General features: G+C 58.7%; 18 protein-coding genes. 8 read left to right on the forward strand and 10 right to left on the reverse strand.

Annotated elements, in window-relative coordinates; translation table 11 throughout:
- Nucleotides 1-25: 25 nt before the first annotated feature.
- Together xylF and xylA are read right to left on the reverse strand one after the other, a co-directional pair.
- Nucleotides 26-1027 (reverse strand): D-xylose ABC transporter substrate-binding protein, encoded by a 1002-nt coding sequence (gene xylF / locus FBY04_RS22255; protein WP_084321196.1) that lies wholly within the window; start codon nucleotides 1025-1027, stop codon nucleotides 26-28.
- 148 nt (nucleotides 1028-1175) lie between these two features.
- A complete protein-coding gene (xylA, locus tag FBY04_RS22260) occupies nucleotides 1176-2492 on the reverse strand; it encodes a xylose isomerase (protein WP_145316922.1) in 1317 nt (438 codons plus the stop codon).
- 176 nt (nucleotides 2493-2668) lie between these two features.
- Here xylA and FBY04_RS22265 point away from each other — a divergent pair, with 176 nt between their 5' ends.
- Nucleotides 2669-3865, forward strand: a complete 1197-nt coding sequence (locus FBY04_RS22265; protein ID WP_084321194.1) for a XylR family transcriptional regulator — start codon at nucleotides 2669-2671, stop codon at nucleotides 3863-3865.
- A 148-nt stretch (nucleotides 3866-4013) separates the two neighbouring features.
- Here FBY04_RS22265 and FBY04_RS22270 read toward each other — a convergent pair whose 3' ends face one another.
- The 3 genes from FBY04_RS22270 to FBY04_RS22280 are packed head-to-tail and all read right to left on the reverse strand — an operon-like array spanning nucleotide 4014 to nucleotide 8644.
- The gene (locus FBY04_RS22270) at nucleotides 4014-5597 is read right to left on the reverse strand and encodes an aldehyde dehydrogenase (NADP(+)) (protein ID WP_145316924.1); all 1584 of its coding nucleotides are present in this window, start codon (nucleotides 5595-5597) and stop codon (nucleotides 4014-4016) included.
- A gap of 17 nt (nucleotides 5598-5614) precedes the next feature.
- Nucleotides 5615-6832 (reverse strand): fumarylacetoacetate hydrolase family protein, encoded by a 1218-nt coding sequence (locus FBY04_RS22275; protein ID WP_145316925.1) that lies wholly within the window; start codon nucleotides 6830-6832, stop codon nucleotides 5615-5617.
- A gap of 27 nt (nucleotides 6833-6859) precedes the next feature.
- Nucleotides 6860-8644: an IlvD/Edd family dehydratase gene (locus tag FBY04_RS22280; protein ID WP_084321192.1), complete on the reverse strand. Its 1785-nt coding sequence runs from the start codon at nucleotides 8642-8644 to the stop codon at nucleotides 6860-6862.
- A 278-nt stretch (nucleotides 8645-8922) separates the two neighbouring features.
- Between FBY04_RS22280 and FBY04_RS22285 the strand changes: the two genes are divergently transcribed.
- Together FBY04_RS22285 and FBY04_RS22290 are read left to right on the forward strand one after the other, a co-directional pair.
- The gene (locus FBY04_RS22285) at nucleotides 8923-9960 is read left to right on the forward strand and encodes a LacI family DNA-binding transcriptional regulator (protein WP_145316928.1); all 1038 of its coding nucleotides are present in this window, start codon (nucleotides 8923-8925) and stop codon (nucleotides 9958-9960) included.
- Between the two features lie 184 nt (nucleotides 9961-10144).
- Complete coding sequence (locus tag FBY04_RS22290; RefSeq protein ID WP_084321190.1) at nucleotides 10145-11497, forward strand: MFS transporter; 1353 nt, start codon at nucleotides 10145-10147, stop codon at nucleotides 11495-11497.
- A gap of 451 nt (nucleotides 11498-11948) precedes the next feature.
- Here FBY04_RS22290 and FBY04_RS22295 read toward each other — a convergent pair whose 3' ends face one another.
- The 4 genes from FBY04_RS22295 to FBY04_RS22310 all read right to left on the reverse strand — a co-directional run bounded on the left by FBY04_RS22295 (nucleotide 11949) and on the right by FBY04_RS22310 (nucleotide 14941).
- Nucleotides 11949-12410 carry a hypothetical protein gene (locus FBY04_RS22295; RefSeq protein ID WP_145316930.1) on the reverse strand — a complete coding sequence of 154 codons (462 nt, stop codon included), beginning with the start codon at nucleotides 12408-12410 and terminating at the stop codon, nucleotides 11949-11951.
- Nucleotides 12411-12626: 216 nt separating this feature from the next.
- A complete protein-coding gene (locus tag FBY04_RS22300) occupies nucleotides 12627-13766 on the reverse strand; it encodes a PD-(D/E)XK nuclease family protein (protein WP_145316932.1) in 1140 nt (379 codons plus the stop codon).
- A gap of 427 nt (nucleotides 13767-14193) precedes the next feature.
- A complete protein-coding gene (locus FBY04_RS22305; protein ID WP_145316934.1) occupies nucleotides 14194-14613 on the reverse strand; it encodes a hypothetical protein in 420 nt (139 codons plus the stop codon).
- 166 nt (nucleotides 14614-14779) lie between these two features.
- Nucleotides 14780-14941, reverse strand: a complete 162-nt coding sequence (locus FBY04_RS22310; RefSeq protein WP_145316936.1) for a DUF2986 domain-containing protein — start codon at nucleotides 14939-14941, stop codon at nucleotides 14780-14782.
- A 224-nt stretch (nucleotides 14942-15165) separates the two neighbouring features.
- Here FBY04_RS22310 and FBY04_RS22315 point away from each other — a divergent pair, with 224 nt between their 5' ends.
- The 4 genes from FBY04_RS22315 to FBY04_RS22330 all read left to right on the forward strand — a co-directional run bounded on the left by FBY04_RS22315 (nucleotide 15166) and on the right by FBY04_RS22330 (nucleotide 20005).
- Nucleotides 15166-16857, forward strand: coding sequence for an Hsp70 family protein (locus FBY04_RS22315; protein WP_084321182.1), 1692 nt, complete (start codon nucleotides 15166-15168; stop codon nucleotides 16855-16857).
- Nucleotides 16858-16863: 6 nt separating this feature from the next.
- Complete coding sequence (locus FBY04_RS22320; protein ID WP_145316938.1) at nucleotides 16864-18249, forward strand: J domain-containing protein; 1386 nt, start codon at nucleotides 16864-16866, stop codon at nucleotides 18247-18249.
- A 139-nt stretch (nucleotides 18250-18388) separates the two neighbouring features.
- Entirely contained in the window at nucleotides 18389-19009 is a 621-nt protein-coding gene (locus FBY04_RS22325) for a DUF4157 domain-containing protein (RefSeq protein ID WP_145316940.1), read from the forward strand.
- A 69-nt stretch (nucleotides 19010-19078) separates the two neighbouring features.
- Nucleotides 19079-20005, forward strand: coding sequence for a Gfo/Idh/MocA family protein (locus tag FBY04_RS22330; protein WP_145316942.1), 927 nt, complete (start codon nucleotides 19079-19081; stop codon nucleotides 20003-20005).
- A gap of 92 nt (nucleotides 20006-20097) precedes the next feature.
- On the opposite strand, the gene FBY04_RS22335 is transcribed toward FBY04_RS22330, so the two are convergent.
- The gene (locus FBY04_RS22335; RefSeq protein ID WP_256667121.1) at nucleotides 20098-21474 is read right to left on the reverse strand and encodes a hypothetical protein; all 1377 of its coding nucleotides are present in this window, start codon (nucleotides 21472-21474) and stop codon (nucleotides 20098-20100) included.
- Nucleotides 21475-21633: 159 nt separating this feature from the next.
- Here FBY04_RS22335 and FBY04_RS22340 point away from each other — a divergent pair, with 159 nt between their 5' ends.
- Nucleotides 21634-22332, forward strand: a complete 699-nt coding sequence (locus FBY04_RS22340; protein WP_084321178.1) for a hypothetical protein — start codon at nucleotides 21634-21636, stop codon at nucleotides 22330-22332.
- Nucleotides 22333-22356 lie beyond the last annotated feature (24 nt).

The raw sequence follows: 22356 nt of genomic DNA on the forward strand, positions 1-22356 counted from the left end.
CAGGGGGGGCATTACCGGGCGATGATCACTGCCCGGCAATCTGCGCCTTGGTGTAAAACCCGTCCTGTTCCAGCAAGTCGATGTTGTCCTTGGTCAACGGAGTCGGGGTGAGCAGGATGGTGTCGACTTTTTTGCTGCCGTTGTCGTATTGCGAGCTGTAGGCGGGTTTCTCGTTACGCGCCAGTTGCACCGAGAGCTTGGCAGCTTCGGAGGCGATGAGTTTGAGCGGTTTGTACACGGTCATGGTTTGCGTGCCGGCGATCACTCGCTTGACCGCTGCGAGGTCTGCGTCCTGCCCCGAAATCGGCACCTTGCCGGCCAGTTGCTGAGAGGCCAATGCCTGGATGGCGCCACCTGCCGTGGCGTCGTTGGAAGCGACGATGCCGTCGATTTTGTTGTTGTTGCGGGTCAAGGCGTTTTCAACAATGCTCAGCGCTTCGGTCGGGTTCCATTCCTTCACCCATTGTTGGCCTACGATCTTGATATCCCCCTTGTCGATGGCCGGTTGCAGCACTTTCATCTGACCTTCGCGCAGGACTTTTGCGTTGTTGTCGGTAGGCGCACCTCCGAGCAGGAAGTAATTGCCCTTGGGCGCTGCGTGCAGCACGCCGCTGGCCTGCATCTCGCCGACCTTTTCGTTATCGAAGGAAATGTAGGCGTCGATATCCGCGTTGAGTATCAGGCGGTCATAGGACACGACCTTGATCCCGGCTTTCTTCGCTTCGGCCACTACGTTGGTCAGGACCGTGGCGTTGAACGGCACGATGACGATCACATCGACGCCACGGGAAATGAGATTTTCGATTTGCGAAATCTGCTTTTGCTCGTTGGCATCGGCCGACTGTACAAAGACCTTGGCGTCCATTTTCTCCGCCGCCGCGACGAAGTAATCGCGGTCACGCGACCAACGTTCCAGCCGCAGATCATCAATGGAGAAACCGATTTTCGGGTGGGCAGCATCGGCCATCACCGGTAGCGACAGCAGCGCCAGGGCGCTGGCCAATAGCGCGCGTTTCACATTTTTCATGGTGGTGCGTCCTTTTGTTTTTGTTTGAAAGACACTGCCTGACGATGAGTCTCGGGCTGGTAGAACTGTAGAGAATTGGCAGACGCAGAAGACACAGATTTGTCGTGCGAATGTCACAGCGTTGTTGCGCCCGCAGACGCCGTGGCGATCAGCGATAGATGAACCGGTTGACGACGTTTTCGAGCATTTCCTGCCTGCCGCTGACGGCCTGCGGATTCAGTTCGTTGGCGAAGGCATGTTCGGCCAATGACTGGAGGTTGAACTCACCCGCCAGCACCGCCTGCCCGAACGGCTGCTGCCAGCCGGCGTAGCGTTGATCCTTGAGCCGCTGAAGCTGGTCGTTCTGCACCATGGCGGCGGCCCGCTCCAGGGACAGGGCGAGGACGTCCATTGCGCCGACGTGACCATGGAATAGATCGATCTCACCGAGGCTCTGGCGGCGAACCTTGGAGTCGAAGTTGAACCCGCCATTCTTGAACCCGCCGGCCTTGAGGATTTCATAGGTGACCAGGGTCATTTCTTCGACGCTGTTGGGGAACTGATCGGTGTCCCAACCGTTCTGCGGGTCACCGCGGTTGGCGTCGATGCTGCCGAAAATCCCCAGCGAGATGGCTGTCGCAATCTCGTGATGAAAGCTATGACCGGCCAGGGTCGCGTGGTTGGCTTCGATGTTGACCTTGATTTCCTTTTCCAGGCCGAACTGCTGGAGAAAGCCAAACACGGTGGCGCTGTCGTAATCGTATTGGTGCTTTGTCGGCTCCTGCGGCTTGGGTTCGATCAGCAGGTCACCTTTGAAACCGATCTTGTACTTGTGCTCGACTACCATGCGCATGAAGCGGCCCAGTTGTTCGCGTTCACTTTTCAAGTCGGTATTGAGCAGGGTTTCGTAGCCTTCGCGACCGCCCCACAACACGTAGTTGGACCCTTTCAGGCGTTGGGTCGCGTTCATGGCGCTGAAGACCTGGGCAGCGGCGAAGGCAAACACTTCGGGATCCGGGTTGCTGGCGGCGCCGGCGGCAAAGCGCGGATTGCTGAAGCAGTTGGCGGTGCCCCACAACAGCTTGATCCCGCTTTCCTCCTGATGTCGCTCCAGATGATCAATCATTTGCGCGAAGTGGTTGCGGTAGTCCTTCAACGAATTGCCTTCCGGGGCGACATCCGTGTCGTGGAAGCAGTAATAGTCGATACCCAGTTTGGAGAAGAACTCGAACGCGGCTTCCGCCTTGCCAATCGCCAGCTCCATCGGGTCGCCGGGGTGTTGCCACGGGCGCTTGAAAGTACCTGCGCCGAACACATCGGAGCCCGGCCAGACGAAGGTGTGCCAATAACAGGCGGCCATGCGCAGGTGTTCGCGCATGGGTTTGCCGAGGATGATTTTGTCGGCGTCGTAGTGACGGAAGGCGAGCGCAGAATCGCTGGAAGGGCCTTCGTAGCGAATCTTGTCGACATCGGGGAAGTACGGCATTGGCAATGTCCTTGTTGTTCTTGGCGGTGTCTCGATACTAGCAACGGCCCCATGCCTGCTGATTATGAAAATCACCAACACTGGGTGCGATTTTGCGTATTGAGATTCGTGGTCTGCGCGCCTAGTCTGTGCAAACCGCCTCCGTGAGAAGGGGCCCCGGAACAAGCCTGAAAATAATGAAAACAGTACCGCCTGTTCACCGCATCGCACTGTTGTTCAACGGGAGCAAGATCTATGACCGGGGTATCATCAGCGGCATCGGCAACTACCTGAGCAGCACTCGCGCCTCCTGGGACCTGTTCCTGGAAGAGGATTTTCTCTGCCGGTTGAAAGGGATCGAGCGCTGGCAGGGTGACGGGATCATTGCCGACTTCGACGATCCGCTGATTGGCGAGGCGCTGGCCGACATCAAGTTGCCGGTGGTGGCGGTGGGTGGTTCTTATCAGGATGAGCGCGCCTACCCGAAAGGAATCCCTTATGTCGCCACCGACAATAACGCATTGATCACCCTGGCTTACGCGCACTTGATTGAGGCGGGGCTGCAGCGTTTTGCCTGCTTCAGCCTGCCTGAAGCGCAGGCCAATCGTTGGGCGCAGGAGCGGGAAAAAGCCTTTCGACGGCTGATGCAACGTGACGGCCTGCATGCCGAGGTCTACCGCGGCATGGGCACAAGCGCACCTCTCTGGGACAGCGCCGTCGAACAACTGATCGCCTGGCTGCAAAGCCTGCCTAAACCCATAGGTATCATCGCCGTCAGTGACGCCCGTGCAAGGCAGTTGCTGCAGGCCTGCCTGACCGCCGGAATCGCCGTACCGGAGCAGGTGGCGTTGATCGGCATCGACAACGATCCGCTGACACGCAGCCTGACCCGGGTCCCCCTGAGTTCAGTCATTCAGGGCACCGAAACGATGGGCCGCACCGCCGCGCAACTGCTCCACCAGATGCTGCACGGCATGCCCTCCACCGGCACCCACATCCTGATCCCGCCGGATGCGATCAACGTGCAGGTGTCGAGTTTGCACCAACCGTTGGGCAACCCCTACGTCATGCAAGCGCTGCTGTTTATCCGCCAATATGCCTGCCAGGGCATCAAGACCGCGCAAGTGGCGGCTTATGTCGGCGTCTCGCGCTCATCGCTGGAGTCGCACTTTCGCACTGTGAGGGGCTGCAGCGTGCATGATGAGATTCTGCATTTCAAACTGGCGGCGGCGACGAGCGGGTTGGAAAATACCGAGACAGCGATTGCGGAAGTTGCCCGCGCGTGCGGATTCAAATCCGCACAGTATCTGCACACGGTGTTTCGTCGCGAGTTTGGCTGTACGCCCCGTGAATACCAGCAGGGCGCTATAGTGATGCCGGGCGCAATTGGTTGATTGTTGTGGGGTGAGAAGGGTTGGTTTGGCCAGAAGTAGTCATTCGACACCTCCCTTTGCCAAGGGCCCGAAGCAGGGATGCGGCTTGTCCAAAAGCGCAAGAGACGGTCGATTTAACATCGCCGTAGTACGAGATCTAATTGGCGCATTAACGCAAACGCTCATTTGTGCTAGCGCCGTCTACCAGGCGTTGAATGCCGAGCGGATTGGCGTTTTTCAACGCGTCGGGAAGCAAACTGTCCGGGTAGTTCTGGAAGCAGATCGGCCGCAGGAAGCGGTTGATCGACAGCGTTCCCACGGACGAGCCTCGGGCATCCGAGGTGGCGGGGTAGGGGCCGCCATGAACCATCGCATCGCAGACTTCGACACCGGTCGGGTAACCATTGAGCAAAAGGCGACCCGCCTTCAGTTCCAATACTGGAATCAACTCGGCAAATATCTCCAGATCCGCGGGTTCGGCAATCAAGGTCGCGGTCAGTTGTCCCTGCAAACCGTGCAGCGCGTGCTGCAGCTGTTGCCGGTCATTGACCGCAACGACGACTACAACCGGGCCAAACACCTCGTGCTGCAGCAGTTCGTCATGGTTGATCAGCAGTTCTGCGTCCGCTTCGAACAGCTGTGGGTTAGCCTGGATACCTGCTTGAGGATTCCCCGCTCGATGGTGGATCTGCGGATGATCATGCAGGCGGATCAGGCCATCGGAGTAATTGCACAGCCCGCCGGCGTTGAGCAGGGTATGTGCAGGCTGAGCGTTGATCTGCCAGGTCAGCTCATCGAGAAACGCATCGAACTCGGGAGAGCGTATTCCGATCACCATTCCAGGTTTTGTGCAGAACTGTCCTGCCCCTTGAACCACAGAGGCGCAGACCTCGGCCGCAATGTTTGCACCACGGGTCTTGAGGGCCTCTGGCAGCACCAGTACCGGATTGACACTCGACATCTCGGCGAACACCGGGATGGGTTCTGGTCTTGCCGCTGCCATGTCACACAGCGCCCGGCCGCCCTTGAGCGAACCGGTGAAGCCAACAGCCTTGATTGCCGGGTGTTGCACCAGCCAGGCACCGACCATCCCGCCGTAAATCATGTTGAAGACACCGGGCGGCATTCCGGTCTGTTCGGCGGCGCGAATGATTGCCAGAGCGACCCATTCCGCCGTAGCCATGTGCCCGGGGTGTGCCTTGAATACCACCGGGCAACCGGCCGCGAGCGCAGCGGCGGTATCACCGCCCGCCGTAGAGAAGGCCAGGGGGAAATTGCTGGCGCCGAATACGGCGACCGGGCCGATACCGATGTGGTATTGGCGCAGATCGGGACGGGGCAGGGGGTGACGGTCAGGCAGGGCACGATCGATACGTGCCCCAAAGAAATCCCCACGTCGCAGCACCTTGGCAAACAGTCTCATCTGCCCACTGGTACGGGCACGTTCACCCTGAATACGTGCGGCCGGCAGCGCCGTTTCGCGGCAGACCGTCGCGACAAATTCGTCACCCAGGGCGTCGAGCTCATCCGCGATGGCGTCGAGAAACGCCGCGCGTCGAAGGGGCGGCAGGGTGCGGTACAGCGGGTAGGCCGCTGCCGCCGCATAGGCGGCAGCATCCACTTCCTCTCGCGTGGCTTCAGTAAAGTAGCCCGGAAGTTCCTGCCCAGTGGTGGCGTCGAAACTTTGCAGGCGCGAGTGACCTTCGGCGCTGCGTGCGCCATTGATAAAGTTGTGTCCGGTGCTGGCGTTCATAAGCATTCTCGTTTTGGCTAGCGTGGCTTGATCGCGGCAGAAACCAACCCGCGACCGTGCAAGTTATCGAGCAGGGCGCGATAACCCATCTGCCAGGCCGGCGCGCGATCGCTTGTCGTCACGCGGTTGACCAGCGTGCCGAACCTGGCGCTGCTGATGGCGACCAGATCACCCTCTTTATGGGTGAAGCCTCCGCCGGGTAGATCGCGGTCTTGCTTGGGGGCAAACAGCGTGCCGAGGAACAGCACAAAGCCGTCCGGGTACTGATGGTTCTCGTTGAGTGTCTGGGCGACCAGATCCAGCGGGTCACGACTGATCTGGTTCATGGAGCTGCTGCCATCCATGATGAAACCATCGTCGCCTACGACACGCAGTGCGACTTCTGCCGAGCGCACGTCCTCGATGCTGAAGGTTTCGTCGAACAGTCGGATAAATGGCCCAAGCGCGGTCGACGCATTGTTGTCTTTGGCTTTGGAAAGCAACAACGCACTGCGCCCTTCGAAGTCGCGCAGGTTGACGTCATTGCCCAGCGTAGCGCCCTGTACCTTGCCACGACTGGAAACGGCCAATACCACTTCGGGCTCTGGATTGTTCCAGCTGGACTTCGGATGGATTCCAATGTCCGATCCGTAACCCACCGCTGACAACGGCTGAGCTTTGGTGAATATCTCGGCGTCCGGGCCGATGCCTACTTCGAGGTACTGCGACCACATGCCCTGGCTGATCAGCACTTCCTTGAGCGCGGCGGCCTGGGAAGAGCCCGGCACGATGTCCCCGAGGTCAGTACCGATGCTCGCTACCAGCGTTGCGCGAATGCTATCGGCCTTGGCCGGGTCGCCCTTGGCCTGCTCTTCGACCACCCGCTCAAGCATGCTGGTTGCGAAGGTCACCCCGGCGGCTTTTACCGCTTGCAGGTCAATCGGCGCCAGCAGCCATGGCTGTGTTTCGTCGCGCATCGAGACATCGCTGTTGCACAGTAACGCGTCAACGCTGATTAGCGCCTGCTCCAATGGCAGGCTGCGCAGGTAAGCAACGGGGTCATCGAGTTCAAGCAGGGCCGAAACGGTCGCCACCCGAACGCTGATGTCATAGACCTCGCGGTCTTTAAGCAGGACGATGGCAGGCCCTGCCGTGGCGCCAGGAATCCACACGCGACCGATCCAGGTGCCTTGCGCGAGGTCCTGGGCTGGAGTGTTCAACTCCGACAATGTGATGGTAACGTTTTTTTGGGGCATGAAAAAAACCTCGGCGAAAGTGGCGAATCAGTGGGAATGACGTGGGTCGCCGCTGCGTGCGATGACCCGCAGGTGCAAGGTCGCGGGCTCCAGGCAACCACCGGTCGAGAGTTGGCCAACCTGCTGTCGGTAGAGTTCCTGCCATGGCGTTTGCGAGGCTGGAAAGGACGGTTTGAACGCCGCCTGGCGGCGTGCCATTTCGCTCTCATCCACGAGGAGATCGACGCGGCGAGCGTTGAGGTCGACGCGAAGACGATCATTGGTTTCCAGCAAACCGATGCCGCCCCCCACCGCGGCTTCAGGGGACATGTTGAGTATCGACGGGCTGGCCGAGGTCCCGCTCTGGCGTCCATCACCCAGGCAGGGCAGGGAGTCAATGCCTCGTTTGATCAGTGCTGCGGGTGGGGCCATGTTGACCACTTCGGCGCTGCCCGGATAACCCACGGTGCCGCAGCCCCGAATCACCAGAATGCAACGCTCGTCGATGTCCAGAGCCGGGTCGTTGATGCGCGCCTGATAGTCCTCGGGGCCATCGAAAACAATGGCTCTGGCTTCGAAACTGTTTTCCGCGCCCGGCTCGGACAGGTAGGTTTTGCGGAATGCTTCGCCCACCACCGACATCTTCATGATGGCGCTGTCGAAGAAATTACCGCTCAGCACGATGAACCCGGCCCGTTGAATCAAGGGATTTTCGTACGCGTGGATCACATCGGTATCGCTGGCGGCCGTATGGCTGACGATCTCGCCAACGGTCTTGCCTGAGACCGTGTCGCAGCCTTCATGCAGTCGCCCGGCTTTCTGCAGTTCGTGCATGACTGCCGGGACGCCGCCCGCGCGGTGGAAACCCTCGCCAAGGTATTTCCCGGCGGGCATGCAATTGACCAGCAGGGGCACGTCTTCGCCAATCCGTTGCCAGTCTTCCAGGCTGAGATCGATGCCGGTGTGCCGCGCGATAGCGATGAGGTGCGGCGGGCAATTGGTCGACGCCCCCAAGGCCGAAGCCACGGCAATGGCATTTTCAAAGGCTTCGCGGGTCATGATTTGGGTAGGACGAATATCCTGACGGACCATGTCGACGATGCGCTTGCCAGTCGCATACGCCATCTGGCCGCGTTCACGATAGGCGGCCGGAATGCTCGCACAGCCGGGCAGCGACATACCCAGCGCTTCGGCCAGCGCGTTCATCGACAACGCGGTGCCCATCGTGTTGCAGTGACCGATCGAAGGAGAGGCCGCCGTGGTCATCTCCATGAAGCCTTCATAATCGATCTCTCCACTGGAGAGCAGGTTGCGCGCATGCCAGAGCACCGTGCCGGAGCCGATCAATTTGCCTTTGTGGTGCCCATCAAGCATTGGACCGCCCGACAAGACGATCGCCGGGATATCAACCGTCGCGGCCGCCATGAGACAGGCAGGGGTGGTCTTGTCGCAGCCAGTGGTCAGCACCACGCCATCCAGCGGGTACCCATGAAGAATCTCGACCAGGCCCAGGTACGCCAGGTTGCGATCCAGTGCGGCAGTCGGACGCCGGGTTTGTTCGGCCATCGGGTGCACCGGGAACTCCATCGGAATGCCGCCGGCATCGCGAATACCTGCTTTGGTGCGTTGCGCGAGTTCGAGGTGATGACGGTTGCACGGCGCGAGATCGCTACCGGTTTGAGCGATGCCGATGATGGGACGGCCCGATTGCAACTCCTCGCGCGTCATACCGTAATTCATGAACCGTTCGACGTAGAGCGCGGTCATGTCAGCATGACTGGGATCGTCAAACCATTGTTGACTTCGCAGAGGCAGAGGAGTGTTTTCGGGCATGGTTTTTATCTCTTGTTAGAGGCATATCAGCGGAAAGTGAACCACCGCAGGAGGCGACAAACAGGCGAATCATCACCGCCGTCGGCGTTCGAATGGCTTTATGTTACCGGTAACATTTCATTTGTAAAGACCCAATCTCGACGTTCGAATGGACGCTGGACACCTTTGCAAGGAGCAGAGGTCGGCCTGCCAACGGCCATGTATAATCAGCGACCATCTGTGTTGGCGGCATTGATTTCCAGGGTCCGCCCGGTCATTTTCAGGAAAACAGGACGTTCATGAGTTACGAGGATTCAGGCAAAACCACCACGCCGCCGCGAATGGCCGACGTCGCCAAACTGGCCGGTGTTTCGAAGATGACGGTTTCCCGGGTCCTGGCCGGTCGCGACGTCTCAGAGCGCACGCAGAAGCTAGTACACGAGGCGATTGAAACGCTCGGCTATCTGCCTGATGCCTCTGCAGGAACCCTGGCCACCGGACGTTCGGAGTTTATCGTTGCGCTGGTGCCGTCTTTGGCGAGTTCGAACTTTGCCGACACCGTCCGCGGCCTGAATGATGCCGTTAGCGAACATGGGCTCTGTCTGCTGTTGGGTGACACGGATTACCACTTGGAGCAGGAGGCCCTGCTGGTACGCACGCTGCTGCGCCATCGACCCGTCGGGGTGATGCTGACGGGCAGCGCGCATCTGGATGAAACCCGAAAGCTGTTACGCCAGGCGCAAGTGCCTGTTGTCGAGACCTGGGACATTCCAGCCGATCCACTCGAGCAATCGGTTGGATTCAGTAACTTGGCCGCCGCTGCCGCAATGTATGAACATCTGCATCAGCAAGGTTATCGACGAATCGGCTACATCGGGGGGGCATCCGTTCTCGACCATCGGGGGCAGCAACGTCAGCAAGGCTACCTTCAGGCTGTCGCGGCGTTGGGGGCAGGTGAGCCTCGGGTGATGGAATATGGCGAGTCGCCTATCACCATGAGCCATGGTGGAGAGTCCGTGAAGCGACTGCTGGAGAAGTGGCCGGACACAGACGCGGTCATGTGCGTCAGTGACCTGTCAGCGTTCGGCGCGATCATGGAATGCCATCGGCAAGGGCGACGAGTGCCCGGGGACATTGCGATAGCCGGTTTTGGCGATTTCGAAGTCTCACGGTACTGCACGCCGACGATCACCACGGTCTCGGTCGACCCCTATGGAATTGGCCGCCGCGCAGGTGAGTTGCTGGTTGCCAGTGCCGCTGCCCAGCGTCTTGGACTGCCTCGTCCGAAGGCGTCCGATGTCGTCGAATTCAAAATCCTGGCGCGCGAAAGCACCTGAATTTTTTTAACCGGGCGCGCTTGCTTTGCGTCGAATTTAGTTGCTAAATTAAAAATGTTACCGGTAACAGACTAACTTGCAGCGTCTTTTTTCCTGTGGATTGGCCTAGGTCAGCCCAAGGAACTCAAGGTCGCAAGCCAAAAACAAAAACAATCGGCATGACGACATGCCTTGAGGTCAACACATGGAATCAGTATCTCAGCGTCCTCTCGAAGGAGAGGGCTCGGCGGAGCTTACCTCCGAGGATCGTACCTACCGCAAAGTCATCCTGCGCATCCTGCCGATCCTGCTGTTCTGCTACATGGCGGCGTACCTGGATCGGGTGAATATCGGTTTTGCCAAGCTGGACATGCTCAACGATCTGCAATTCAGCAACACGGTCTACGCCCTGGGTGCGAGCATTTTCTTCTGGGGCTATTTCCTCTTCGAAGTCCCTAGCAATCTGTTCCTCCATCGCTTCGGCGCACGCCTCTGGATCGCCCGCATCATGATCAGCTGGAGCATTGTCTCCATGGCGGTAGCCTTTACCGTGCCGCTGGCTAAGTTCTTTCACATTGAATCGGAAACCATGTTCTACGTGCTGCGCTTCCTGCTGGGAATCTGCGAAGCCGGTTTCTTCCCAGGGGTGATTCTTTACCTCAACTACTGGTTTCCGACGCATCGCCAAAGCCGTGTAATGGCGGGCTTTTTGATGGCCATGCCGATCAGCCTGACATTGGGCGGGATTCTTTCCGGGTGGTTGATGGGCGCGATGCAGGGTGTCCATGGTATGGCCGGCTGGCAGTGGATGCTGATCATCGAAGGCATCCCGTCGTTGATCATGGCCGTTGTCGTGGTGACGTTGCTGGTCGATAAAATCGACAATGCCAAGTGGCTGAGCACGGCAGAAAAGAACATGCTCAAAAACAACCTCGACCGAGACAACACGGCGAAGGCTTCCAGCCTTCGGGATGTGATCTTCAACGGTCGCGTGTGGTTACTGGTGTTGATTCTGCTGACGTTCAATACGGGTTTTTACGGACTGGCGTTCTGGATGCCGACGATCATCAAGTCCACCGGTATTTCCAACACCCTGCACATCGGTTTGCTGACCGCGATTCCCTACGCTACCGCCATCGTCGCCATGACCCTCAACGCCTGGCACTCCAATAAAACCGGTGAGCGCCGATTGCACGCGGCCATCCCGGCATTCATTGGCGGGATGGGCCTGATTGGCAGCGCCTTCTTCGCCCATAACCTGCCGGTGTCGATTTTCTTCCTCAGCATCTCCGCGTCAGGGTTGCTGAGCCTGATGCCAATTTTCTGGACATTGCCCGGCACGGTTTTATCGGGTGTGGCTGCAGCAGCGGGTATCGGCATGATCAACGCAATCGGCAACCTCTCCGGGTTCACCGGTTCCATGATTACAGCCATGGCCGAGACACTGACCGGCGACATGAACAACGGCACCTATGTCCTGGGTGCTTGCCTGCTCGTCAGCTGTGTGTTGATCCTGCTGATTCCAAAATCGATGCTATCCAGAGACATCAAGGCCTGATTGGCCGTCGATTCGCCCGACCCTGTTCCGTGAGCAGGGTCGACGGCCGATCAGTGCAGAGAGAGGCGTTTTGATTCAGTCCGCTCGTGAGAAGTAGTTTTGGTTCTGAATCCGTTCGGGAATGTTGCCCGGTGAGGTTCAGGCGGAGAGTCTCATTTATCCCGAAAAAATATTTCAACGCGCAGACAATCGAGACGAGGTTGTGGGGTAATGCACCTGGGATTTTAGTCAAGCATATGTTGTCAGGGGGGCGAAGTGGAAGGTCCACGGAGACCTCCAAACCCGACAATCTCAGGGTAGAGCCGACCTCTTTTTCAAGCCGGAGGACAATGTCCACTTTTGGCCGATTGTTGCCTGTCGTGACCGACTGAAACCGACCCAAAGCTGCCGGTCGCGAGAGCTTTCAACCTGTCCCATTCTGGCTATAGGTACGCGGAGCGTGTAACGCTGTTTATGAGCTGGTCTTCACCAACGCATCAAACTTTTCCAATGCAGCGTTGAAGTTCACTAAGTCAAAGCTCACCGGCTGGCTATTGGCGTCCCACCGGGTCGAAACACCCACTTCGAGCTTTCCCGAAACGCTCCAACCAAAACGAGCCCAGCGCACCGTGGCGCCTTCGACAACTTGCTCCGCTACCATCACGGTACAGTCAAAATCCATGTCATCACTGCATACCAATAGCGGGACGATTGTGGAAGTGCCCTCCTGTCCGGGAATGAAGCGCCGTTTCGCAAGCGCATCTTCGTCCTCATCCAACAACCACATCAGCGAAAGACCAAGTTTGGCGACATCTGGATCATTGAGATGACCGGATAGCCATTGCTCAATAGCGACGTCATCGATAGTCAGCCATGCGCAACTACTGCGGGAGAACGACGCTTGGTGGTAAGTGGCATCGATACGGTGAAGCATGGGAGAAGACCTTCGGAGTGGCCTCGAGCGTCGCTAGCTCAGACGAATTAAAGATGGGAGTACAAGTCGATTATCGACCTGCTGTCAGCCATGATGACATGTAGCGAAGCGCTTGCTTTGATGAATGACTGCTTATGGCCGTTAGCTGCCTGTCATGAAGGGTTTCTAACGAACCATAGGGGCCTCTGATCAGTGGCAGAAATCGGCCAAATGCGGTCAGGCGAACTGCTGGTGAGCGCGCTGCCACAGTTCGTGAGCGTCATCGATCAGGCTGACGGCAATCGACTCCCTGGTCTCCGAATCTCGGAGGAGGGCCAGGTCCTCATTGGAAGGGGCATGTAGATTCACATTGAAATTAGAGAACTTCCAAAACAGGTTGCCCGAATTGCGAGTGTTGGGTGCGATCTCTCGACTCAGCGCCAAAAGGCGCTCCCGGTCTTCCGGGAACTGCTCACCGTCACAGTAGTAGCCAACGTAGAGACGGTGGTTGAGTTCGATGTACACGCCACCATTCATAAACGTGAAGGGGAAAGTGAGGCCAATGTATTTGCTGTTTTTGGCCTTCTTGTAATAGGCGGAAACCGCCTCCTTCGTGGCCGAAATTGCGGGCTTGCCGAGTTGTGGATATTGGCTCGCTTGGCAAGCCGTCATGCGCTCCCAAATATCGAACTGTAGATCGGCCAGTACGGACTTGAATGCATGGTTGATGTCGGCGATCACGAAGAGATTCTCACCCAGCAGGATCTGTTCTTTTAGCTTGCTCATGTAGATCTCACCCTGGTCACTGGATGTCAGCTTTTGGAGTAGTTCGATGTACTGGAAAACGCTTTCTCGTACGCCGGGCTCGCGGGCAACCAGTGGGATACAGTCCTTCAACCAAGCGATGATCTCAGCTTCGTAGCTGAGAAGAACTACAGGCAGAGACTTGCGACTCTGTTCACTGGGCTCGGAACCATCCAGAGTGAGATACGTGGTCCAAATCTCACCGTAGCCTTCCGCCTGCATTCGCTGGTGGTAGCGCCAGAGCTGCTCGTCCTGATCGCCGGCGTAGATCTTGTTCTCGATGATCACTGCCTGCTTGGATTGGTTGCGGACCAAGATGTCGATGTTCTGGTACTCGACCTCGACAATCGCATTCTCTGAATCGAAGCTCTGGATGCCCAGTCGCTTCAACAGGAGATTCAGTAGCGCTGTTCCCTGATTGTGGGTTGCCTTTGGGTCGAGCAAGAAGGCGAGGAAGCGCGAGTGAAGCCGAACCTCGTCACTCGCGCTGCGGAGTACGGAGAAGAGGTTGAAGTCTGCCCGGCGCTGATACCTCGCGCGCAGCAGAGCCACGGTTTGCAAAAAATCGTCCATGAGAGAGGGTCTCTGATTAAGGCCAAGTTGCGGCGCGCAGTATCAGGCAAATCACGCTCTTATGTAATGGCTATTTGATGCTGCTGGCATCATGCAAGTCTTGGTTTAGAGCTGTGTCGACCGTTCGGACCTTGCCAATGAAGCGTTTTGCGAAGTCGCATCACACTAAGTAATCCGGAATCGCTGTAAACAGCTCCTGCTTTTGTAGACACGCGATGACCGCTTTTGGCCGATTTCTGCCTGTCACGATCGGCCGTTTCTCACCGACCTATCCATACATGTCCGATGGGTAATCGCTAGGTTTGTTTCGCATGATTTAAATCAGGTGAGGCATTGGTTTCGGAGGGGCAAGCTGAGTGGCAAACACTTACGTGCAGTGCCAATTATGCATTCACAAGGTTACTCAACGGCCCCTCACACTGACGGCCTACACAGTTACATCAACACCCACACGCGTCAGTAGCCACTCCTGATAAACCGCAGTGCTGGTGATCGACAAGTCGCCATGGGTAGGGTTGATGGCCTGCTCTTCAAGGCGTCCGGTCTCGATCAGAGGCAGGAGGTCTTGCGGCACAGGCGAAGCGTCGCTTTTGCTGAGGGACTGAACATCGGGCCGTTCGACAGGGTTGCTTTTCGTGTCGAGCGTCGCCCGACCCGGATCAGTTTTATAGCGGGCTATCAGCTGTTCCAGATCGCGTTGTGACTCGCGAAAACCAGCATCAAGCTTTGCCTGGAGTTCCGGTGTCGCATTGGCGACCTCGATCCTGCCGGCGGTCACCTTGCCACTTTCCAAAGACTTTCTGAGACCCTCTACGTAAGGCAGCGGAGGTAAGTTGCTTCCGATCATTTTGACACTCCCTGGTTGGTCACCGAGTAGCAGAGCAAAAGCCGGGCCATTCGCTGAGTGCCTTGTCCTTCAGGGGCGTTGGCGGGTCGCTGAGGTGAGTCGGTGGCACACGCTAGCCGGGAGCGGCAAAGCATTGCCATAGCGTCGGCGGTTCAAGCTCTGCAGATCAGCTCTCAGGGGAGATCTCTGACTCTTGGCTGGATTCAGCAGCCAGTTTCAACCGGTCAGCCTTACTGATGTATTTAGACTTGTTTTGCGGTGCCAATTTGGCGCTGGCCTTTTTGGCGTGCGCCCTTAGTAACTGCTTTATTTTTTTTTGACGATTCATGTTTTTTACCCGGCTTGTCAGTTCTTCAATGATGACAGAGGTTTGCGCACGAAGCCCAGGGGCGTGAGGCAGGGCTTCACTGCGTCTTCGAGCCTGTTAAAGCTACCGCCAGCGCTGCCGATATCCCCAGCCATAGACTTGCGTACCGCCGGTACGACTGTAATGACTGACCTTGCGACCCATGCGCTCTGCTGCCCGGCCGCGTCATTTAAGGAAAAGTGACTGTGATCATTGGTATCGACCTGGGCACCACCAACAGCCTCGTGGCGGCCTGGGAGGGTGAACATGCCCGGATACTCCCCAATGCCTTGGGCAGCCTTCTCACGCCTAGCGTCGTCGGCCTCGACGACCAGGGTCAACTGGTCGTCGGGGATATCGCCCGCGAGCGGTTGCACACCCACCCGCATCTCACGACGTCGCTGTTCAAACGCTATATGGGCAGCGCCCGTGAAACGCTGCTCGGTGGGCGCGCCTACCGCGCGGAAGAACTCTCGGCGATGCTGCTGCGCAGTCTCAAGGCCGACGCCGAGCGGGCCTTGGGCGAGCCCGTTCACGAAGCGGTAATCAGCGTGCCGGCGTATTTCAGCGATGCCCAGCGCAAGGCTACGCGTATCGCTGGCGAACTGGCTGGGTTGAAGGTTGAAAAGCTGATCAACGAACCCACCGCCGCAGCCTTGGCCTATGGCCTTCAACAGCGAAACGAGGCGACCTTTCTGGTGTTCGACCTCGGCGGTGGCACCTTTGACGTGTCCGTAATGGAGCTGTTCGAAGGCGTCATGGAAGTTCGCGCCAGCGCGGGGGACAACTTCCTTGGCGGCGAAGATTTCGATGACCTGCTCGTGGAGCACTTCATCGCTAAAATTGGCGCCGCTGACCTGCCAGACACGACCCTCCCGGCCATCGCACAGCGGTTGCGGCGTGAAGCGCAGCGGGTTCGCCATGCCCTGGGACAGGCGCAAATCGCACGCTTTACCCTTCGCGAGCAAACGGGGGAGTGGAGCATTGAACTGACCCAGGCCGACCTTGCGGACATCTTCCGTCCCTTGCTGGACCGCTTGCGCGCTCCGATCGAACGCGCGCTCCGTGACGCCCGGATCAAGGTCGCGGACCTGAACGAAATATTGCTGGTGGGCGGCACAACGCGCATGCCGCTGGTGCGCAAGCTGGTCGCAGCCCTGTTCGGGCGAATCCCGGCGATGCAGCTCAACCCGGACGAAGTGGTCGCGCAGGGGGCAGCCATTCAGGCGGCGCTACTGGCGCGCCACGCCTCGCTTGAAGAAGTGGTGCTCACCGATGTGTGTCCTTACACCTTGGGAATCGAGACGTCGGTGCAGGTAGGTGCCGGTTTCCAAAGCGGCCACTACTTGCCGATCATCGAACGCAACACCGTGGTGCCGGTGAGCCGTTGCCGTACGGTGTCCACCCTCAGTGACAACCAGAAGGTGGTTCATCTGGGGATTTATCAGGGTGAAAACCGCTTGGTGAGTCACAATATTTTCCTGGGTGAACTGGAAATCTCCGTGCCGCCACGCAAGGCCGGCGAAGTCACCCTGGATGTGCGCTTTACCTACGACAACAACGGATTGCTCGAAGCCCAGGTGCACCTGCCGATCAATGGCGAAACCCGCCGGCTGGTCATCGAGAACAACCCGGGTGTACTGGCGCCAGAAGAAATCGCCCAGCGGCTGGCCGCCCTCGAAGCACTGAAAGTGCACCCCCGCGATCAACAGATCAACACCCTGTTGCTGGCTCGACTGGACCGCTTGTATCAGGAAAGCCTCGGCGATGGCCGGCAGTATATTGCCGGGCTGGCGAACCACTTCCAGCAAATGCTCGACACTCAGGACGAACGCCAGATACGCGAAGCCCGCAGCGACATTACGCAGCGCCTTGCTCATTTCGAGCGCGAGGGTTAAGCCACCATGAACCACTGGCAATTGCTCAGCCTTACCCCGGACGCGGATGAACGCAGCATCAAGCGCGCTTATGCGCGGCTGCTCAAAACCCACCGCCCGGACGAAAACCCCGATGAGTTCCAGCGCCTGCGTGAAGCCTATGAAGCCTCGCTGGCCGAGGCTCGCTGGCGCGCGCAGGCGGATGAGGACGTCGTTGATGCCCCGATAGTCGTCAGCGCGCCAGCCCCGGAATATTCCCAGCCAGCGGAAGTCTCCCCGCTGGTCATGCCCCTGGAACACGTCGATATCCCTGCCGCCATCAGCCCTCCGGAACCTTCCCTTGAGCAGATGCAGCAGTGGTTGGCCGAGGGTAAAGACCGTCAGGTAGTGGACGCGCTGCGCGTCTGGATGGCCAGCGACTGGCTATTACCCTTCGAGCGCCGCCAGCAGTTCGAGCAGCGCGTACTGGATTGGCTCGAATCCGCCCCGCAATGGACGCCAGCCTTCTTCGAGGGCGTGTGCAAGGCCATGGGGTGGGACGAAACCCAGGACACTCTTCCTTGCGAGCATTGGCGTTGGGACAGGCTGATCCGGCGGTGCGAGGTGCAAGCCATGGAGGAGACCGTACGCGGCGATCTGGCCAGGTTCGACGCCGATAAAATCCATGGGCAGGCAACGGCCTTGCTGCTCAAACCAATGAGTGACCGCCGCCGTCGTGGCATGGCCGACTACTTTACCGGCCTCGACTGGCAACGCTTTACACAGCTCGCTCAATCCATCGAATACCAATACCCCGAGGTGCCCCAACGTCTTGGGCTGCAACCACTCGACAACTGGCGGGACTGGTTGCCGGCCGAAAGTTATCGAGGGGTCTACCTTTTTCTGTGGCTGGCGCTGGCTGCTTTGGTTGTTTCTTCGTTGCTGGCTGTGCCGATGAAAAGGAATGGGCTGGGCGCCGTGGTGGTATTGCCGCTGATGATGCCCGTATTGATGTGGTTCGGCGCGAAGGTCTACCAGGTTTGGGCCATGGTGGCGGTGGCGGCGGGGCATCTTGATGTGCTGCTTAGCCGATGGTTACTCCCGCGCCGTTGGTACCGGCAAGGCGCGGGGCTCTTGGTGCTGCGCCACATACTCCCCAGTGCAGTGCCCGCAGCCGTAGCGTGCGCATGCTCCGCTAATGTGCCGTGGCTGCGATGGGTCAGCCCGGTGGTGGTGTTCCTCGGCACGATTTATTTCACGAATTCAGCGCTGAGTGGCGGTAAGGTCTCGATCGGTACTCGGGCATGGCGAGCAATCAAGCTGAAGGTCGAGCGGTTGCCCTGGCACATGCTCAAGCGCGAAGGCATTCTGGTTTTGATGGCCGTGGCGGCGATGGCAGTCTGGATACATATGCATATCAAAACTGCTGTTTAGGCGCTCGCAAAAATGGGTGGGGCCTGCGGGACCCACAGCGGTCATCGCGAAGCGACCGACAGGGATACGCTAAAAGCGATGGGTGTCGTCGATCAATTGTGATCCACTGTTCGCGCCGCTTCCGTTCCTGGAGGTTCGAATGCCGCCCATCACCACGCGCCTGGTGGCGCTGTTGGTTCTTTGCCTGACGCTTGAGGTGCCGGCCCAGAACAGCGCCTGCCCGGCTGGCGAGAAACAAGTGTGCCTGGACAGCTGCATCTGCCTGCCAGACCTCGGACAGGTGCTCGGCCCCGTGCCCGATGGCATCTATCAGATCGCGGCACCTGCCCTGGCGCTGTGGCTGACTCAAGCCCGGGCCGAAGCAGCCAGCGCCGGCCTTCAACCCATTCCACCGCACATCCGCGAGCAACTGCTGCGTTGGTACGACCCCGGCGTCCTCGATGCCGCGCACTACAAAGTCAGCGACAACGGCCAGTTCAGCGCCGCCACTGCCATGCTGCAAAACCCCGATGTCGGCGCCGTGACGCTGATCGACATCATCCTTTTTCGGGATGCTCAAACCGCAGAACAGAACGTTGCGCTCTGGGCTCACGAACTCAAGCATGTGCAACAGTTTCAGGAATGGGGGATAGAAGGATTTGCCCAGCGCTATACACAGGATTTCAATACCGTGGAGGCGCCGGCGTATGCCATACAGGCTGAGGTCAGACGGTTTGTGCGCGAAGGGACTGAACACGAATCCCCGGCACATCCTCAATGACTTCCCCGGCAGACAAACGTAGTCTTGTTGATTCGCTTCTCACGACAAGAACAAAACCAGGAGTCATTGATGCAACCGATCCGTCTCGGTCTGGTGGGCTACGGCAAGATTGCCCAGGATCAACACGTCCCCGCTATCTACGCCAACCCCGCCTTCCAGTTGGTCGCTGTCGCCACGCAAGGGCAGCCCTGTGCAGGGGTAGAGAACTTTCAGTCCCTGGGTGAACTGCTCGAAAACGGCCCGCCTGTGGATGCGATTGCGTTTTGCACGCCGCCGCAAGGACGATTCGCGCTGGTGCAACAAGCGCTGGCCGCAGGTAAACACGTGCTGGTCGAAAAGCCGCCGTGCGCCACGTTGGGCGAAGCGATGGCGTTAGTGAATCAGGTCGGCGAGCAAGGCGTCAGCGGCCTGTTCGCCTGGCATTCACGCTACGCGCCAGGTATCGAAGCCGCCCGTGACTGGCTGGCCTCCCGCACCCTGCAAAGCGTACAGATCGACTGGAAGGAGGACGTGCGCAAGTGGCACCCCGGCCAGGCATGGATCTGGCAACCCGGAGGCCTTGGCGTCTTCGATCCCGGCATCAATGCTTTGTCGATTGCAACTCATCTGCTGGCGCTGCCGCTGTTTGTCGAGTCTGCCGAACTGCGCGTCCCCGGCAACTGCCAGTCGCCTATCGCCGCGTCCATCAAAATGTCTGACGCTCGCCACCTTGATGTCCGCGCAGAATTCGATTTCGACCACGGTCATGACGAACTCTGGAGCATCGAGGTTCGCTGCGCCGAAGGCATCCTGCGGCTGGACAACGGCGGCGCACTGCTGAGTATCGACGGCGTGCGCCAGGCCGTATCGGAGGAGGGCGAGTACGCGGCGGTGTATCGACATTTTCAGCAGCTGATCGGCGACAAGGCCAGTGACCTGGATCTCCAGCCGCTGCGATTGGTTGCAGATAGCTTTTTTGTCGGCAGTCGGACGCTGGTTGAGTCGTTCTACGATTAGCGACGGCTCGGGTAAAGGCAGAGACAAGCGTCACGAGCGGCGATGGAAAGTTGACACCGTCGGATCGCGAAAATAACGCGCGCGATTGCGCGTTATTCTGCCGCTGTAAGCGTATTGGACTGGATCAAGAGCGTGGACGTATCGGCGGTTTCCACAAACAGGTCATAGGCCTCCAGATACAAGTACGCGTTGCTCATCTTCAGTGCGTTGTTGGTGGCGCAAGTCACAGCGCGTGCGTTCCCTTGCAGTGAAGCAACTGTCTGTGAAGCCGGAAAGGACTCACCTACCGAACACTCGATTTTTTGCACGAAAGGTTTGCCACTGCTTTCGATAAAGCTTTTGCTGTAGGCGATCGAGCTCCCGGGTTTGAGGTTTTGCCAATCGCCCACCAGGTCGATGTTCGTGAGGACGCTTCGCTGATCGTTTTTGCCGGCTGGTCCCGTGTGGCTCGTTGCGCCAAGTTCGATCAGCCCACGCCAGCGCAGGCTCACACGTTCGCTGCCCAAGGCGCCCGTCGCCTGCTCGCGCCACAGACCACGGGCCGGGCCCGGTTGCAGATACACGTCCATTGGGCGGTCGTTGACCACGGCGCGCGGCACCAGTGGGGAGGAGGCGCTGTAGCTGAATTGCAAATGACTGAGCGTGTGAGTCGGTTGTCCCTGAGGTAATGCACTGACGTGTGCCAGCAGTGTTGCCGGTAGTTCGGGTGTCAGCATGTTCGGCGGCAACTTTTTCCGGGTGACTGGCGTGGCGAGTTGCGCCAGGTTGGCGGGTTCGGCGCACGCGATGCCACTCAACCGGGCCCGTTGCTCAGTGTTCAATGCACAGTCGAGCGGCTGAGCGGGCGGCGGTAGCAAAGTCGCGTCGCCTAAACGATAAGCCAAGCGAGTGCTGGTCAGGCGCGTAGCACAGTCGATTTCAACGAGTTCGAACTGACGGCCGTACGGTTTCCCTTCGCTTTCATCCAGGCGGGTGCGGCCAAAGTCGATGCCTGCCCATATCGAGCGCCGGGACTTTTCTATGCGCAGTGTGCCCGGGTCCAGTAACAACAGGTCTTCGCCGTCACCGGGAAGTTGCTTCCAGCTACTGTCCGGGACCGCCTGGCACATTTGCTCGGCGATCTTTCGCGCCGGGTCTGCTGGCAGGACGTAAGGACTGCTCCTGTCCTTTCCACTTCGATAATCCATGGCCACTGTCGACGCATCGCAGCCAGCGAAAAGTCGGACCTGGTTCGCTGGCTCAATCCCGGCGGCGGGTACGTCAACCATCACCACGGCGGTTCGGCCGAGTTTGAAAGTGCTATCAAGCGGCAGCGACTGTGTTTGTACCCGGGTCGCCATGGCTTGATTTTGTACCTGGCGCTCGGCAGCCAGGCGCTTATAGTAATCGGCCATCCCGTTGCCTTGCAGGGCACAGCTTGCCAGGGTCACAGTGAAAATAGCGCCCGTCAGTCGAAATACAATACTCACAGCAAACAGCTCCTTGGTGCGCCCGGTATCCAGGCCATCTGAATCGGCTCGACGGTCCAAACCTTTAGGGCTGCGAGTGGCCGCGTCTGTTTTCGCTCTTCAGATTCCCCCGGCAGGGACGACAACGTCTGTACATTCCCTTGGTGTCGTGAGTCGTTCATGAAAAAGATTGCTGTCCTGTTGTTTGCCGTTCTTTTCCTCGCCGGATGTGCCAACCAGAAGTTCAAGCCCGAGTACCGTGCGCAGATACACACCGTGAAGGTTCTCCCGGTTTCGTGGAAACCCCGGGAAATGAGTTACATGGGCCGTGAACAAGCATGGGGCGCGGCATTGGGCGCCGGTGTTGGCGCCGGTGTCGGTATGGCGGCGGGCGCATCGAGCCTGGGCAAGGCCGCGCTGGGTGGGGCCGGATTTGCCGCAGGCCTGAAGGCCGGCGACCTGGCTTCAATGTCGACGGTCGATGCGATTCTCTACAACATGGAGACGGCTGATATCGATCTGGCCAGGTTGGTCAAAAAGAGCTTCGAGGAACAACTGGCCGCTACTGGCCGTTTCAAGATCGTGAGTGAAAACGAACAGGCCGATGCGGACATTCAGTTGACCGTCCTCAGCTGGGGTTTCGCCCTGACTCAAGGCTTCAGCAGCGTGGTGTACCCGACGATTGCAGTGAGCGGTGTCATGAAGCGCGGCGATGAACTGATCTGGCAACGCAACGAGCCCATCACCGCCTTCAACGGTGCCAACACCTATGGCTACGAGCCGTTGCGCTATCGCACCGAACCGGAGCTGCTACGGACTGCGTTGACGGGTATTGCGCAAATTGCCGACAGCTACCTGGTCAAGGACTTGAACGAGTGAGCATGGGATAAGCGTGCTCAAACA

This window comes from Pseudomonas sp. SJZ080, assembly GCF_007828295.1.
Lineage (GTDB): Bacteria > Pseudomonadota > Gammaproteobacteria > Pseudomonadales > Pseudomonadaceae > Aquipseudomonas > Aquipseudomonas migulae_A.